We start from the raw sequence: 15,660 nt of genomic DNA on the forward strand, positions 1-15,660 counted from the left end.
CGTCAACGCTTTCAGCGCCGCCCCGCTCAGCTCTCGATGGCGCCAACACCCCCATTCCGCCCGCTTACCGTCTTGAGCAGCTTGACAGGGGCAACCCAGAGGTCTAAACCTGTATTTGTACGTATAAATACAATAATTGCCTTAGCGCCAGCACCAGTACCCCCTCCTGCGGCATCGGCCGTGAGGGATTACCGCCCCACCAACCAAAACAAGGGGATGTAAGATGAGAAAGACCCTTCCTCCACGTAAACTTGCCATATACGGCGGCATGCTGTTGGGCTTCGTGATGCTCGAAAGCCCGATGATTATGATCGCCAACAAGATCGACCCCATGATCATGGGAGCACCGTTCCTGTTTGTCTGGAACCTCGGCTGGTGGGCCTTCCTCACCGGCCTGTTCCTGCTGGCCTACCTGACGAATTGGGGAAGCAGCAGTGTGCCTGCTCCCCAGCGCAACCGTTAAGGAGGCCGCACCATGACCGGTAGCATCTTTATCATCGCAGCGTTCATGATCATTCCTCTGCTAGTAGGGGTGGTCTCCGCCAGGAAGTCTCAAGGCACCAGCGAGGATTTCTTCGTTCAAGGTCGAGCGATGGGCAGCGTCGCCGTCTTCTTCACAGTGGCAGCCACCTGGTGGAGCGCCTTTGCCTTTCTGGGCTCGAACGCAACGTTCTATACCAGCGGCCCTGTCTATCTGACTGCACTCGCTTGGAATCTACTGTTTGGTTTCATGTACTACTGGGTGGGTAAGCGCGTCTGGTTCCTGGGCAAGCGCTTCAACTATCTGACCCCATCCGACCTGATGGGCGATTTCTATAACAGCGAGGCACTGCGCATTCTGGTCGTCTTGATCACTCTGGTGTTTACAGTGCCCTATCTGCAGATCCAGCTGACCGGCGGCGCCTACCTGATCGAGGTGGCTTCCGGTGGCGCTATTCCCTTCTGGCTGGCAGCCCTGCTCTTCTACTTCATCATCATCGTTTACGTGTGGATTGGTGGTATACGAGCGATCGCCTGGACCGATGTGATCTACGGCGCGCTGCTGTTCTTCGGCATGATGTATGCCGGCTACTACATATCGCAGCAGGTGGGTGGTCCGGCTGCCCTTTTCGCTCAGCTTCAGCAGAGCTCACCCGACCACCTGACCATGCCGGGACCCAACGGCAACATGGGCTACAGCATGTGGTTCTCGTTGTTCGTGATCGTGGCAATCGGCGCTTTTATGGGCCCGCAGATCTGGCTGCGCATGTACTCAGTGAAGAGTGGGCGCCTGTTCAATCTGATGCCCTTCCTGCTGGGGCTGGCGGCCTTCGCCTACTTCGGCTCCGTGCTGACCGGCTATACCGGTGTGCTGCTCGAACCTGGCCTGGAAAATGCAGACCAGATCCTGCCAGTCATGCTGATGAACTATGCACCATATCTGCTCGCCTCCCTGATCATGGCTGCCGGTGCTGCCGCTGCCATGTCAACCGCCAACTCGCAGATCCATGCGGTCTCAACTGTGGTGACCATGGATATCTACCAGCGCTATGTGAACCGCAAAGCGAGTCAGGCGCGCATCGTGACCATCGGCCGCCTTTCCCTGGTCGCCTTCTCCTTGGCCGCCTATATCCTGGCACTGACCGTGCCTGGCCTGCTGGTGACCATCGGCATCGCCGCCCTGGCGGGCACCGCCCAGCTGATTGTGCCAACTATCGGTGCCATCACCTGGCGTCGCGCCCATCCGATGGCAGCCTTCTGGGGCCTGCTGACCGGCGTACTCTGTGTGCTGGTGCTTACCTATGGCCCTACCGTCAGTAACCCGCTGGGACTGCATGCCGGCATCTGGGGGCTGCTACTCAACGGTGGGCTCTTCGTTGGCCTGAGCCTGGTGCTCAAGCGGAAGGATCACGAAGTGGTCGAGCGCTTTGCCCTGGCTCGTCAAGAGTACGATGCTGAATATCACCCGGAGCGTCTGGAGGGCGCCTCTCAGCCTGTTGGCGAGGCGGCTACGGCACGCTGATATATCTCAAGGGGCCTGCTCGGCAGGCCCCATTTTTACAAGGAACCATCCATGGTCCAGACCCCGATACCGCGTCGTCGACAGAAGCTGGCTGAACTGATCAGCGACGACATCAAGCGCTGGATCGCGACCGAGGGAATGACCGAAGGCGATCGCCTTCCCAATGAAAAGACCCTCATGGAACTCTACGGCTGTGCCAAAGGTACGGTGCGCGAAGCCCTGAAGATCCTGGAGGTCGAAGGGCTAGTGACTCTGAAAACGGGGCCGGGCGGCGGGGCGATCTTACACACCCCGAGCATGGAGCCAGCCAGCCGCATGCTGCGCAACTTCCTGCACTTTCGCTCATTAGATGGCCACCAGGTCTATCAGCTGCGTCGCCTGCTGGAGGTGGAGCTGGCGGTCTCCGTCGTGGGGAAGCTAAGTCCCGAGGCGCTGGAGAGCCTTGCCGCCAATATCGACGCCTGCGAATGCCACCACCCAAGCGAGGAAGATCAGCGGCGCCAGCGCTTTCTCGAGCTGGAGTTTCACAACCTGCTGGCCAAGGCCTGCCCCAACCCACTGCTCGCCTTCATGTGTCGTTTTCTCAACGACATGCTCCGCGACCTGGTGGTCGTCAAGAAGGCCTATATACCGGAGCGCAAGCAGTTCGACGAGGCCAACCACCGCTACCACCGCGAGCTGGTCGAGGCGTACCGCAATGAGGACAAGGAGCGGGTGCGCCAGCTGATGGACGAGCACATGCGGGATGCCGAGGCCCATATGTCCGCTCTGGAGGCCGAAATGGCCGACCAGATGCTGATCTCCCAGGAAACCTTGTTCGACGCAGAGCAAGGCTCACCACTGCTGCAACTTATCAAGCAAGCTCGCTGAGCACAGCGCAACAAGCCGTGCCTATCACACAATCACAAAGAGGCGACCTATGACCATTGCTAACGTTCTGCGCCCCACTACCGAGCTACGTACCGACCGTGAGCGCCTCTGGCAGGCACTCATGGAAATGGCCAAGATTGGCGCCACCCCAAAGGGGGGCGTGAACCGCCAGGCCTTCACCGACCTTGACCGCCTGTCACGAGACCTGTTTATCGAGTGGTGCCGCGCCGAGGGGTGCACCATCCGGATCGATGCCATTGGCAATATCTTCGCTCGCCGCGAAGGCCAGGAGTCCGACAGTCCAGCCATCATGACCGGCAGCCACCTCGACAGCCAGCCCACCGGCGGCAAGTTCGACGGCGTTTACGGAGTGCTGGCCGGCTTGGAAGTAATTCGCACCCTGAATCAGCATGATATCCGAACACGAGCCCCCATAGAGGTCGTCGCCTGGAGTAATGAAGAGGGGTGCCGTTTCGCGCCCTGCATGATGGGCTCCGGGGCCTTCACCGGCCAGCTAGCATTGGAGGAGATGCTGGCCCGCACCGATGCCGAGAATATCAGCGCCGGTGACGCCCTTGAGGCCATTGGCTACCGAGGGGAAGACTGCGTCACTCCTGACCATATCAAGGCATATTTCGAGTGTCATATCGAGCAAGGGCCGCTTCTGGAAGACACCGGCAATACCGTCGGGGTCGTCGTGGGGGCCCTGGGCCAGAAGTGGTTTGACCTTACCCTGACCGGGCTGGAGGCCCATGCTGGCCCGACCCCGATGCCGCTGCGCCGTGATGCGATGGTCGGGGCAGCCGAGATTACCCAAGCGGTCAACCGCATTGCCAACGCGCATCAGCCCCACGGCCGTGGCACGGTCGGGGTCGTCAACCTGCACCCAGGCTCGCGCAACGTCATACCCGGCCAGGTAATGATGACGATTGACCTGCGCCACTTCGAGAGCGAGACACTCACCGCCATGGCCGAAGAGCTCCACCAGGTGATCCAGGAGACGAGCCAACGCCATGGTTTGGCGTTCGAGCTGACGCCTACGGCGGATTTCTTACCGGAGCACTTTGCCGAGAGCTGCGTGGGGGCGGTACGTCGTGCTGCCGAAGCCATCGGCTGTTCGCACATGGATATCGTCAGCGGTGCCGGTCACGATGCCATCTTCATGGGGCGTGTCACCCAGGCTGGCATGATCTTCGTCCCCTGCGAAAACGGCATCAGTCACAACGAAATCGAGAATGCCAAGGCGAGCGACTTGAATGACGGCTGCAACGTGCTGCTTCACGCCATGCTGGAGCAGGCCGGAATCGCAGGCGAAGCCGTGGAGTGATATGCCATGACCATGACCGCCCTTCCGACACAACTCGCCGACCTGAGCGCCGTTGAGGCGCTCAGCTTGTTTCGCCACCGAGAACTTTCGCCGGTGGAGCTGACCCAGGACTGCCTGGCGCGCATCCGTCGTGACAACCCCGCCGTCAACGCTTTCGCCCATGTAGACGAAGTGGGCGCACTAGCCGCCGCGCGCGCTTCCGAGGCACGCTGGCAGGCCGGTACGCCCAGCGGCCCTCTCGACGGCATCCCCACCACCATCAAGGATCTGACGCTGACGGCTGGCATGCCGACCCGATTCGGTTCAGCGACCAGCAGTCCTGACGGCCCCTGGGAAGCCGATGCCCCGGTCAGCGGCCACCTACGTGAAGCCGGCGCGGTGATTATCGGCAAGACCACTTCGCCCGAGTTTGGCTGGAAGGGCGTGACAGACAACCCCCTTCACGGTGTCACCCGCAACCCCTGGGATCACCGCCTGACGCCAGGCGGCTCCTCGGGCGGCGCTGCGGCAGCGGCAGCGCTGAACCTCGGTCTGCTCCACCAGGGCAGCGACGCTGGCGGCTCGATTCGCATCCCCTGCAGCTTCACCGGCACCTTCGGCATCAAGCCCACTTTTGGATGGGTGCCTCAGTGGCCGGCAAGCGCAATGAGCCTGCTCTCGCACCTGGGCCCGATGACCCGCACCGCCGCCGACAGCGCTCTGATGCTCAGTGTCATGGCTCAACCCGATACCCGAGACGGCTATCTCGGCAACCCGCGCGCCGATGACTGGCTGAGCCCGCCTCCCGACTCTCTGGCAGGATGGAGAATCGCCTTCAGCCCCGACTTGGGCTATGTGGATGTCGCACCGGACATTGCGGCCCGCGTCAGGGAAGCCGTGGAAGCGCTGCAAGCGCTGGGCGCCACGATCGAGGAGGTGGATCCAGGTTTCGACTCTCCACTGGAGGTCTTCAATACCCTCTGGTTTGCCGGCGCGAGCCAGGTACTGGAGCGCCTGGATAGTGCCCAGCAGTCATTGCTGGATCCGGACTTTCTGGCTATTGCCCGGCGAGGTGCCGCGATTCCATTGCGCGACTACCTCACCGCTTGCCGCACCAGGGAGCAACTCATCGCGAAGATGCAGGGGTTCCATGAGCGCTATGACCTGCTGGTAACGCCCACCATGCCCATTGCCCCGTTCGAGGCGGGGCATAACGTTCCACCAGGTGGTCATTATCGTGAATGGATGGACTGGACACCCTTCAGCTACCCCTTCAACCTGACGCAACAGCCGGCAGCCTCGCTGCCCTGCGGCCTGGATGCCCAAGGCTTGCCGGTCGGCCTTCATGTCGTGGGACCTCGATTCCAAGACCTCAAAGTCCTTCATGTAGCGCAGTTACTTGAAGCCCACCTCCCTAGGTATTCCCCCCCGGCTCCCAGCTAGCATCTTTTATTTTCAAAGAGTCTTAACGGGCACCACTTGGTGTCCGTTAATACTATATGCCTTCTACCATATAACCTAGCACACGGCCATCCTAAATAACCTTATTATCAGCAGCAGGCACTCCTTCAGCTAATTTTATCCAACACTTATGGACATCGAGATAAGCGATCATTCGGGCCTCGAAAGCCTCTGGGCTGATCATCCCAATCTCTATATTCCGGCGCTGCCGGCTGTAGTCCAGCTCAATATTCTAGAACACCTATCGGCGCACAATCTCCCAAGGTTCAAAAGACACCCCCACAAGCAGTCACTTTCACTTGACTTAGGCTTTTTTTCAGCAGCACCCTTTGGCCTTCAGTGTTCCCATCTTGACTAACACCACAGTACCGCGACATTGCAAACAAAACAATTATGCCTTTGTCTTTCTAAGTCAGGCGGACCACCCTAGGGGTGAACTACACAGCGACAAAGATCCTGAACAAGACGAGCTTAATGATCTTTCCCAGCACTCGCCACCAGCTGATCATCAGCATCATGAAGAGCATGGGCAGGGGTACCAAGGTTGTCAGTCGGATGATTTATAGGTGCCGCGACACGTCCTCCTTCTTCCTGAATATCCGTGCCGCGCCTCCCGAAAAGTGCGATGAAACAAACATTTAATCACTACAGCGCCCACTATTTCTGGGCAGGTTAAAAATTAGGCAATGCCAAGGAGCCACCTAGGCAGTGCGAGTGATAGCTCTGGAATAAAGGTGACAATCATTACCATTGGAAGATGGCCTAGAAGAAGAAATTTCATGGTTATTCCAAAGTACTTGTCCAGCGAAATTTTACTCACGCCAGCTGCCATATAGAGCATAGGTGCGCAGGGTGGTGAGACATTACCTAGTCCCAAGTTCACGCCAACGATTGCTGCGAAATGGATTGGGTGTACGCCAATCGCAGTAGCCAAGGGGAGTAACACTATCGCAGCAAGAATGCTGCCAGAGATGTCGTCCACAATCATGCCAATCAGCAACAATACTAGGTTTATCAGAAGCAGGATGACCACTGGATTGTCGGAGAGACCAAGAAGGAAAGTGGTGACCTGTGTGGGTACCTGTTGCAGAATCATCGCACGGCTCATCATGAACAAAAAGAAGAGCACGGCTATAATTGAGCCAATGGTTACGGCGGCTTGTATCAACCCCTTCCAGAATGCCCTGTAACTCAAAGTTCGGTAGAGGGCGAAGCCAGCGAAGGTCGCATAAACTAAGGCAATGGCTGCAGCTTCGGTGGGAGTGGCTATCCCACCATAGATGGTGCCGAGGATGATCACCGGCATTAGCAGTGCCCAGCTTGCATTACGGCCACTTTTAAGCACCTTGAGGCTTGCCTCCCGGAGTGGCAGCCTCTCGTCGACCTCAATATTTGGGTTGTTGCGCAAAAAGAAGAAGTTCAGCCCCACGTAGATTATCATCAAAAGAACGCCAGGGATTACTGTTGAAAGAAAAGCTGCGCTTACAGAGAGTCCACCAGTCACGGCGAAGACTATCATCGGCACCGAGGGTGGGATTAATAATGCTAGGACTGATGAACAAGCAACGAGCGAAGTAGCATGCCCCACCGGGTAACCTTCATGCACCATACGCGGAATCATGATTTGACCGATCGCCGCGATGGCAGCCGAAGAAGAGCCGGAAATGGCCCCAAATAGTGCACAGGTAATCACCGTCACTGCCCCTAGGCCGCCCTTGATTCGGCCGACGAAGGCGTTGATGAAGTTGAGCAGGTGGTTAGAAATTCCGGCCTGGGCCATCACCATGCCGGCTAGTATAAAGAGCGGAAGGGCCAGCAAAGCAAAGCTGGTTGTGGTCTGGAATGCGTAAGGGATTAGAAAGGAGATGTCGGAGCCAGTGGCAAGAAGGTATATCAACGCGCCGAGCCCGAAGGCAAAAGCGATCGGCATACCCAGAAGCAAAAGCGCTACTATGATCCCGATCGCAAGGGAAAAGATCAGCATCGTGTCCTCTCTTAGTGTTGGTGTTGTTGGTTTTTAAGACGGCGAAGTTCCAGAAACTGATTGATGCTTTGCATGACCAGCGCCAACAACGCGCCAGCAAAGCCGACGATTAGCGAGCTGGACCAAAGCCATCTTGGCCAGCGCATGTATGAGCTGAGGCGTCCACGGTCGAAGTCGAACATTGCGTATTTGATGGCAAAGTATCCGAATACTGCGCACACGCCTATGCTAATAATCGACATGCAGAGGTTAACCATCTGTATGCGAGCGGGGGACTTTACTGCTAGTTCTAATATTCCACCTCGAATATGCTCTCCTTGGCGGGTTGCGTAGGCGAAGGCGGGAAAATAAACCCAAGCGCCGAGCAATAAGGCGATCTCCTCAATGCCAAGAAAAGGCGAGTTGAAGAGGTAACGCATCAGTACTTGGCTGAACATCAATCCACCCAGCAGAATGCTGAAGACTGCAAGTGAACTTTTGAGCAGCCAAGCATAGGCAGCCTCGAGCTTGAGGAACGCTGAGTAGATGGGGCCCACAGGAAAATCAGGGACGGCAATGACTTCTGGCCGTGAACTCTTCTGATGTCCCTCTTCTGAGCCGTGATTCTTGTCTTGTATAGGCATCACGTCCTCCATAGGAAAAGGCCCGCATGAGCGGGCCTCTGTGCTTATTCGATACCGGCTGCCTGCCTCAACTTAGACATGATCTCCGGGCCGACGAGCTCCTCCATTACCGGCCACTCCGTCTCATGCACAATCTTCGCAGCTGCGTCGATTTGTTCGTCACTGAGCTCAACCACGTTAATGCCAGATTCGCGCACTTTGTCAATAAAGTCATTACTTAGGCTTTCGGCCTTGTCCCAAGACCACAGCACGGTATTATCAGCAGCATCCTGCAGAAAATCGCGATTTTCTGCAGAGAGGCCATCCCACCAGTCCTTGTTGACTAACCAGAAGGCAGTTTCAAAGTAGTCATTGGTGAGCACGTTGGTTTCCAATACATCGCGTTGTTGATAAGTTTCCACTGCTGTAGAGAAAGCGCGTGCATCAACAGTGCCAAGCTGCAAGGCAGTGTAAACTTCTGATAAAGGAATCGGGACTGAGGCGAAACCTAGACTATTAAATCGATCAATGGCGATAGGTACCGGTGGTACTCTGGTCTTTAGATTCTGGCCATCTTCCGGGAAGTTAACAGGTGTTTTTCCTACGCCTTTGCGAATAACCAATGATCCAAAATCTGTCGGAATGATACCAATGGCATGCAGGTCAAGGTCATGGAAAATCTCATTATACACTTCCAGCATTTCGCCGCCGGGGCCATAAACTTCACGTGCATCTTCCCAATTTGAGACTACATAACCAAGCCAGGAGAGGTCGAGTCGTTGGTCAAACTCGGAAGCTCCCCAAGTGATTGACATAGGCACTACGCCCTGCATTGACTGCTCAAAGAGGGAGGTCCAGTCGCCTAGGTCACCCCCCGGATGATAGGCAACACTGAGATTTTCACTCTCTTCTAGTTGCTCGATAAAACGTTCTGATATCGAATGAAATACGTGGTCGCTAGGCATTGCATGGGCGAATATGAATCTTTCATTTGCCTGAACACTAACAGCAAATGAAGCTCCCATAATTGCTGAAATTGAAATGGCAAGACGAAGTTTTTTATGCTTGAATTTGGTTTTCATTTCTCTTCCTTTTTTAGCCATTGTTATAGTAAGCAAATCAATCATCTCTAATGATTATTTTTCTTTTTCAGCATGTCAAGATGGAAAAGAGAACTGCGCCCCCTCGCGCACGCCGGCCGAGGGCCAGCGCTGGGTGATGGTCTTGCGCCGGGTATAGAAGCGCACCGAGTCGGGGCCATAGGCGGACAGATCGCCGAACAGCGAGCGCTTCCAGCCGCCGAAGCTGTGGTAGGAGACCGGCACCGGCAGCGGCACGTTGATGCCGACCATACCCACCTGAATGCGATCGCTGAAGTAGCGCGCCGCCTCGCCGTCCCGGGTATAGATGCAGGTGCCGTTGCCGTACTCATGCTCGTCGATCAGCCGCATGGCCTCCTCCATGGTGTCCACCCGCATCACCAGCAGCACCGGGCCGAAGATCTCCTCCTGGTAGCAGGTCATCTCGGGGGTCACACGGTCGATGAGGGTACCCCCTACATAGAAGCCCCCTTCATGGCCGGAGACCTGCACGCCGCGACCATCCACCACGATGGTGGCGCCCTGCTGCTCGGCGCTATCGATGTAGCCACACACCTTCTCCTGGTGGGCCTTGGTGATCACCGGGCCGAAGTCGTTCCCGGCATCGTGGCAGGGACCTACCTTGAGGGAGGCCATCTGCTCCTGCATCTTGGCGATCAGGGCGTCGGCGGCCTCGTCGCCCACCGCCACCGCCACCGAGAGCGCCATGCAGCGCTCGCCAGAGGAGCCAAAGGCGGCCCCGTTCAGGGAGCTGACCACATTGTCCATGTCGGCATCGGGCATGACGATGGCGTGGTTCTTGGCACCACCCAGGGCCTGGCAGCGCTTGCCGTTGGCGCTGGCCCGGGAGTAGATGTACTCGGCAATGGGCGTGGAGCCAACGAAGCTGACCGCCTGGACCCGGGGATCGTCGAGCAGGGTATCCACGGCCTCCTTGTCGCCGTTGACTACGTTGAGCACGCCGGCAGGTAACCCCGCCTCCAGCGCCAGCTCGGCGATAAACAGCGCCGAGGTGGGGTCACGCTCGGAGGGCTTGAGCACGAAGGTGTTACCGCAGGCGATCGCCATGGGGTACATCCATAGCGGCACCATGGCGGGGAAGTTGAAGGGGGTGATGCCGGCCACCACGCCCAGCGGCTGGAACTCGCTCCAGGAGTCGATGCCGGGCCCGGTGTTCTTGCTGTGCTCGCCCTTGAGCAGCTCGGGAGCCCCGCAGGCGTACTCCACGTTTTCGATACCGCGGGCCAGTTCGCCCTGGGCATCGTGAACGATCTTGCCGTGCTCTTCACCGACCAGGCGCACGATCTCATCGGCATGCTCCTCGAGCAGCTGCTTGAAGCGGAACATCACCCGAGCCCGCTTGGCCGGCGGCGTGTCGCGCCAGGCCGGAAAGGCCGCCTGAGCAGCGGCAATGGCCTCTTCAACGGTTGCCTTGGCGGCCAGGCTGACTTGGCCCTTCACCTCACCAGTGGAGGGGTTGTAAAGATCCTGGCTGCGCTCTTGGCGATCGACGCGAGCGCCGTTGATCAGGTGGCCGAGTGCTGTCATGGATTACCTCTTTTGCTGTTGCGTTGTTGTGGGAAGGTTCCGTCGTGAGAAATATTCAAGCCAGCTCGCCGATGGCGTCGCCCAGGACATTGACGATCCGATCGATCTCCTCATTCTCAACGATAAAGGGCAGGCCGAGTTGAATGGTGTCGCCGCCGTAGCGAACATAGAAACCCTTCTCCCAGCACTTCATGGCGATCTCGAAGGGGCGGCGGGCCGGCTCACCGGGGTAGGACTCGATGGTCAACGCCCCGGCGAGGCCGTAGTTGCGAATATCGCTGATATAGCGCGTGCCCTTGAGGCCGTGCAGCGCCTCCTCGAAGAGCGGGCTCACCTGCTGGACGCGCTCGATGAGTTTCTCCTGCTCCAGGATGTCGAGGGAGGCCAGGGCCGCGGCACAGGCCACCGGGTGGCCGGAGTAGGTGTAGCCGTGGGGCAGCTCGAGCATGTAATCGGGACCGCCCTGTTCCATGAAGGTCTGGTAGATCTCGCCCTTAACCATCACCCCGCCCATGGGTACCGCGCCGTTGGTCAGCTGCTTGGCAAAGTTCATCATGTCGGGGACCACGCCGAACGCCTCGGCGCCGGTCATGGCGCCCATGCGCCCGAAGGCGGTGATCACCTCGTCGAAGATCAGCAGGATGTCGTGCTGATCGCAGATCTCGCGCAGCCGCTGCAGGTAGCCGACTGGCGGCGGGATTACCCCGGCGGAGCCGGCCAGGGGCTCGACGATCACGGCGGCGATGTTGGAAGCATCGTGCAGGGCGATCAGCTCCAGCAGCTCTTCGGCCTTCTCTGCGCCGCGCTCGGGCATACCGCGGGTGAAGGCGTTCTCGGCCATCAGGGTGTGGGGCAGGTGGTCGGCGTCCACGCCCTGGCCGAACAGGGCGCGGTTGGCGCCGATGCCGCCCAGGCTGATACCGCCGAAGTTGACCCCATGATAGCCCTTGGCGCGACCGATCAACTTGGTCTTGGTGGGCTTGCCCTTCTTGCGCCAGTAGGCACGGGCGATCTTCAGGGAAGTATCAGCGCTCTCGGAGCCGGAGCCCGTAAAGAAGGCGTGGTCCAGCCCTTCCGGCGTCAGCTCACGCAGGCGATGGGCCAGCTCGAAGGCCTTGGGGTGGCCGAACTGGAAGGCCGGCGCATAGTCCAGCTCGCGCAGCTGGCGGCTGACGGCGTCGGCGATCTCCGGCCGCGAGTGGCCGGCGCCGCAGGTCCAGAGGCCCGACAGGCCGTCGAAGATCCGACGCCCATCGGCATCGATCAGGTAGCTGCCCTGGGCCTCGACGATGATGCGCGGGTCGCGCTTGAACTGCCGGTTGCCGGTATAGGGCATCCAGTAGGCGTCCAGCTGCTCGGAACTCAAACCGGCGGCGTGACGAAACTGCTGTGCGGTCATGGCGTTAGCCTCCCTGACTGTAGGTATCGCCGGCAGATATCAAGAGCGGTATCGCGACCGGCATCGACCTGGGTACAAGGTTCAAGCTAGCCCTTTGTTTGCATTACTTAAACCACAAGGTATTTAATCTCATGCAAGCGATTGGTTAACTTAAATTCCGCCAGCCGCATACCCACCACAGCACGGCTGTGGGGCACGACAGCCAGAGGAGGCGCACGATGGCACAGCGCAGGAGCACCCCCATGGGACAGCTCGGGGACACCGATCTAAGACTCCTGCGGATCTATCGCAAGGTGGTGGAGTGCGGGGGGTTTTCTGCCGCTGAGGTGGCACTAGGCATCAGCCGCGCTGCCATCAGCATGGCGATGAACGACCTGGAGACACGGCTTGGCCTGCGCCTCTGTCAGCGCGGACGCAGCGGCTTCGCCCTGACCAACGAGGGTACAGAGGTCTACGAATCGACTCTTCAGCTGCTCGCCGCTGTGGAGGGGTTTCGTACTCGAGTCAACGGCCTGCATGCCCAGCTCAAGGGCGAGCTCAATATCGGCATCACCGACAATCTGGTAACGATGCCCCAGATGCATATCACAGATGCACTCAGCGCGCTCAAGGAACACGGCCCCGAGGTGCGCATTAACATTCGCATGATCCCCCCCAGCGATATCGAGATGGCAGTGCTCGACGGTCGCCTCCACACCGGAGTAATTCCCGATCTCAAGGTGCTACCGGGGCTGCATTACCTCTCGCTCTACGCCGAGGAGTCACGCCTCTACTGCTCCAATGAACATGCGCTGTTCGATGTGGAGAGCATCGACGAGGCGACGCTGTCCGACTACGATGCCGTGGTCCCGGCCTATGCCCAGACCTCCGAGATCAAGGAAGTTCATGAACCGCTGAAGGAGGCCGCCTCGGCCAGCGACCGCGAAGGCATCGCCTTCCTGATCCTCTCCGGCCGTTTTATCGGCTATCTGCCGACCCACTACGCCGAAGGCTGGGTCCGCGATGGGCGCATGCGCGCCCTGCGCCCTGAGAGGTGGCGTTACTGCACTCACTACAGCGCCATCACACGCAAGGGCGCACCGCCCAACCTGGTGCTGGAGTGCTATCTGGAGGAGCTGGCCAAGCTGGTGCAGTGATAGACAGCAGACTCAGCACTCGATGGCGTTGACGGCGAGGACTCCCACCGAGGTCTCCTTGTACTTCGCCTGCATGTCGGCGCCGGTGTCGCGCATGGTGCGGACCACCTTGTTCAGGGAGATGAAGTGCTCGCCGTCGCCGCGCAGCGCCATCTGGGCGGCGTTTACCGAAGCGATGGCGTTGTGCTCGATGCAGGGCTCCTGCACTAGGCCGCCCACCGGGTCGCAGGTCAGCCCAAGGTTGTGCTCCAGGCCGATCTCGGCGGCGTTCTCCACCTGGCCCACGCAGCCCCCATCAATGGCGCGGAAGCGGCGCCAGAACCTCCGGGCCAAGGCGGCTCGTAAGTACAAGGCCACCACGAACTCACGGCATGGGCTGCCCGTGGCGCCCAACCCCCTGAAACAGGACTTTACTGCGGAGGCACCCAACCAAAAATGGGTTGGCGACATCACCTACCTCGCGACGGGTGAAGGCTGGCTCTATCTAGCGGTGCTGATCGACTTGTACTCGCGCAAGGTCATCGGCTGGGCAATGAGCGAGCGGATGACCGCCGACCTGGTGGGTGATGCCCTGCAGATGGCCCTGTGGAGCCGCAAGATGCCCAAGGGCGTGATAGTTCACTCCGATCGCGGCAACCAGTATTGTTCGACGCTGTATCAGTCGCTGCTGACCCGCCACGAGCTCCAGTGCAGCATGAGCGCCAAGGGTAACTGCTATGACAATGCCTGTGCCGAGAGCTTCTTTCACAGCCTCAAGATCGAGGCCATCCACGGTGAGCGATTCGAAACGCTGGAGGCCATGCGACGGCAGGTGTTCGAGTACATTGAACTGGACTACAACCGGCAGCGCCGGCACAGTGCGATTGGGATGATCAGCCCGGAGGCCTTCGAGGCCCGAATGATCGCTTAGAACGGTGTCCACCAATGCTGGGTAAGATCATTTCTTGGGTACCCGTCAGTACTGAACAGCCACACCGGGGACAAACGAATGCCGCGCTCCATTGTACCGCCCGCGCAAACCGATTAAATTCACAAAAAAACCACTACACGGATGAGAAATTGTGCCCGACCCCCCACCCTCAGATACACATTCCCAACCAGACAGACGGCCTGTGCCGCCGGTCACCGGATGCCATGGAAATGCTTTCAGCGAGGCAGTCTATTGAAAATCAACAAGTTGCGGAAGAGCTGGCGTATTTGAATACGTCAGCTTTGTTGCATAACAGTCAAGCCCTTCCCCCGAGCCACTTTGCGCATTAGCGCTTGACGTTATTAACGCACTGCGCCATCATTAATCAACGATCATATCGTTTAAGTGCAAGGATATCGATAAGCTGGCAAACGGTCGCCGCGGCAGATGCTTTGTCAATTTCGAGCGCGCTGCCTTAAGAAAGCTTCGGCAACTCCAGGCTGCACGTCAGCTGGATGATCTTGAAATACCGCCCGGGAATATGTTGGAGCCGTTGCATGGTGACTGTGACTGCCAAGGCCAGCACAACATTCGAGTCAACAGGAAGCTCTGGGTTTGCTTCCGCTGGACCAGGGCTGGTGCGGAAGATGCTGGAATTGTTGATCACCATTAGGATATAAGTCATGCGCAATATAAAAGCTATAATGCCAGGAGAGTTACTGAAGGAAGAGCTTCCTGAGCCGATGGGTATCTCTCAATACCGTGTGGCTAAAGAAATTGGGGTGCCTGCTCAGAGAATAGGCCAGATTGTTGCTGGGAAGCGTTCGATAACCGCAGACACGGACCTTTGACTTTGTCGCTTCTTTGGCTTTTCCAATGGCTATTGACTACGATCTCCGGCTGCCTACGACACTGAAGATTGCGGAAGAAGCCTTTGAGGATCAACTGAAGAATGTTCGCCCATGGAGTGCTGCATCAAAAGTCGGGCACAGGGCATAAAAAATTAGAAAAAATCAGGGTCAGGTCCAAATTGATTAAGCTGCTGAGAGGCACCTCAAAAACCCCCTCCCTATTGGCTTTTAGCGCCCTCACAGAGGCGCGCTCGCGCCGCCGCCCCAAAACTGAGCTTAATTTGAGCCTGAGACATGTGGGTGTGCTGGTTGGTTATGATTTTCGGTTTGGCGAAGTACCCGCCTCGATCCGGCTGAGATATCATCATCAGTTCGGTGCTAAAAATCGCCTTGGATTCGGTCTTCCTGCTTACTAGGCTTCCCGTCGGCAATGAATCAGTAGAATGATTTTCATTTCTCTCGAATTTGAGTATTATTTTCTTCGCAACCAA

General features: G+C 58.1%; 14 protein-coding genes and 2 pseudogenes. 10 read left to right on the top strand and 6 right to left on the bottom strand.

Translation table 11 applies throughout. From position 1 onward, the window contains the following. Positions 1–223: 223 nt before the first annotated feature. From NHL60_RS18300 to NHL60_RS18320, 5 genes are read left to right on the top strand one after another with little or no spacing between them, the layout of a single operon-like run. Positions 224–463 (top strand): hypothetical protein, encoded by a 240-nt coding sequence (locus tag NHL60_RS18300; protein ID WP_253446784.1) that lies wholly within the window; start codon positions 224–226, stop codon positions 461–463. A gap of 12 nt (positions 464–475) precedes the next feature. Further along, entirely contained in the window at positions 476–2,002 is a 1,527-nt protein-coding gene (locus NHL60_RS18305) for a sodium:solute symporter family protein (RefSeq protein ID WP_253446786.1), read from the top strand. A gap of 51 nt (positions 2,003–2,053) precedes the next feature. Beyond that, positions 2,054–2,872: a FadR/GntR family transcriptional regulator gene (locus tag NHL60_RS18310; protein ID WP_253446787.1), complete on the top strand. Its 819-nt coding sequence runs from the start codon at positions 2,054–2,056 to the stop codon at positions 2,870–2,872. Positions 2,873–2,921: 49 nt separating this feature from the next. Next, positions 2,922–4,199: a Zn-dependent hydrolase gene (locus NHL60_RS18315; RefSeq protein WP_253446789.1), complete on the top strand. Its 1,278-nt coding sequence runs from the start codon at positions 2,922–2,924 to the stop codon at positions 4,197–4,199. A gap of 6 nt (positions 4,200–4,205) precedes the next feature. Further along, positions 4,206–5,621: an amidase gene (locus tag NHL60_RS18320; RefSeq protein ID WP_253446791.1), complete on the top strand. Its 1,416-nt coding sequence runs from the start codon at positions 4,206–4,208 to the stop codon at positions 5,619–5,621. Positions 5,622–6,318: 697 nt separating this feature from the next. On the opposite strand, the gene NHL60_RS18325 is transcribed toward NHL60_RS18320, so the two are convergent. From NHL60_RS18325 to NHL60_RS18345, 5 genes are all read right to left on the bottom strand, one after another. After that, positions 6,319–7,623, bottom strand: coding sequence for a TRAP transporter large permease (locus NHL60_RS18325; protein ID WP_253446793.1), 1,305 nt, complete (start codon positions 7,621–7,623; stop codon positions 6,319–6,321). An 11-nt stretch (positions 7,624–7,634) separates the two neighbouring features. Further along, positions 7,635–8,246 carry a TRAP transporter small permease gene (locus tag NHL60_RS18330; RefSeq protein ID WP_253446795.1) on the bottom strand — a complete coding sequence of 204 codons (612 nt, stop codon included), beginning with the start codon at positions 8,244–8,246 and terminating at the stop codon, positions 7,635–7,637. Positions 8,247–8,290: 44 nt separating this feature from the next. After that, a complete protein-coding gene (gene dctP, locus NHL60_RS18335; protein WP_253446797.1) occupies positions 8,291–9,307 on the bottom strand; it encodes a TRAP transporter substrate-binding protein DctP in 1,017 nt (338 codons plus the stop codon). A gap of 75 nt (positions 9,308–9,382) precedes the next feature. After that, positions 9,383–10,873 carry a CoA-acylating methylmalonate-semialdehyde dehydrogenase gene (locus NHL60_RS18340; protein WP_253446799.1) on the bottom strand — a complete coding sequence of 497 codons (1,491 nt, stop codon included), beginning with the start codon at positions 10,871–10,873 and terminating at the stop codon, positions 9,383–9,385. A 55-nt stretch (positions 10,874–10,928) separates the two neighbouring features. Continuing rightward, positions 10,929–12,272: an aspartate aminotransferase family protein gene (locus NHL60_RS18345; protein ID WP_253446801.1), complete on the bottom strand. Its 1,344-nt coding sequence runs from the start codon at positions 12,270–12,272 to the stop codon at positions 10,929–10,931. A 218-nt stretch (positions 12,273–12,490) separates the two neighbouring features. Here NHL60_RS18345 and NHL60_RS18350 point away from each other — a divergent pair, with 218 nt between their 5' ends. Then, positions 12,491–13,408, top strand: a complete 918-nt coding sequence (locus NHL60_RS18350; protein WP_253446803.1) for a LysR family transcriptional regulator — start codon at positions 12,491–12,493, stop codon at positions 13,406–13,408. Between the two features lie 12 nt (positions 13,409–13,420). Here NHL60_RS18350 and NHL60_RS18355 read toward each other — a convergent pair. After that, positions 13,421–13,687, bottom strand: a pseudogene (locus NHL60_RS18355) (L-serine ammonia-lyase, iron-sulfur-dependent, subunit alpha); the annotation flags it as partial. 31 nt (positions 13,688–13,718) lie between these two features. Here NHL60_RS18355 and NHL60_RS18360 point away from each other — a divergent pair. The 4 genes and pseudogenes from NHL60_RS18360 to NHL60_RS18370 all read left to right on the top strand — a co-directional run. Continuing rightward, positions 13,719–14,318 (top strand): annotated as a pseudogene (locus NHL60_RS18360) (IS3 family transposase); the annotation flags it as partial. A 394-nt stretch (positions 14,319–14,712) separates the two neighbouring features. Further along, entirely contained in the window at positions 14,713–14,991 is a 279-nt protein-coding gene (locus NHL60_RS19705; protein WP_367399361.1) for a type II toxin-antitoxin system RelE/ParE family toxin, read from the top strand. A gap of 70 nt (positions 14,992–15,061) precedes the next feature. Continuing rightward, a complete protein-coding gene (locus NHL60_RS18365) occupies positions 15,062–15,169 on the top strand; it encodes a helix-turn-helix domain-containing protein (protein WP_253452297.1) in 108 nt (35 codons plus the stop codon). A 101-nt stretch (positions 15,170–15,270) separates the two neighbouring features. Next, positions 15,271–15,585, top strand: a complete 315-nt coding sequence (locus NHL60_RS18370) for a hypothetical protein (RefSeq protein WP_253446805.1) — start codon at positions 15,271–15,273, stop codon at positions 15,583–15,585. Positions 15,586–15,660 lie beyond the last annotated feature (75 nt).

The organism is Halomonas sp. Y3 (genome assembly GCF_024137965.1).
GTDB classification, from domain to species: Bacteria; Pseudomonadota; Gammaproteobacteria; order Pseudomonadales; family Halomonadaceae; genus Halomonas; species Halomonas mongoliensis.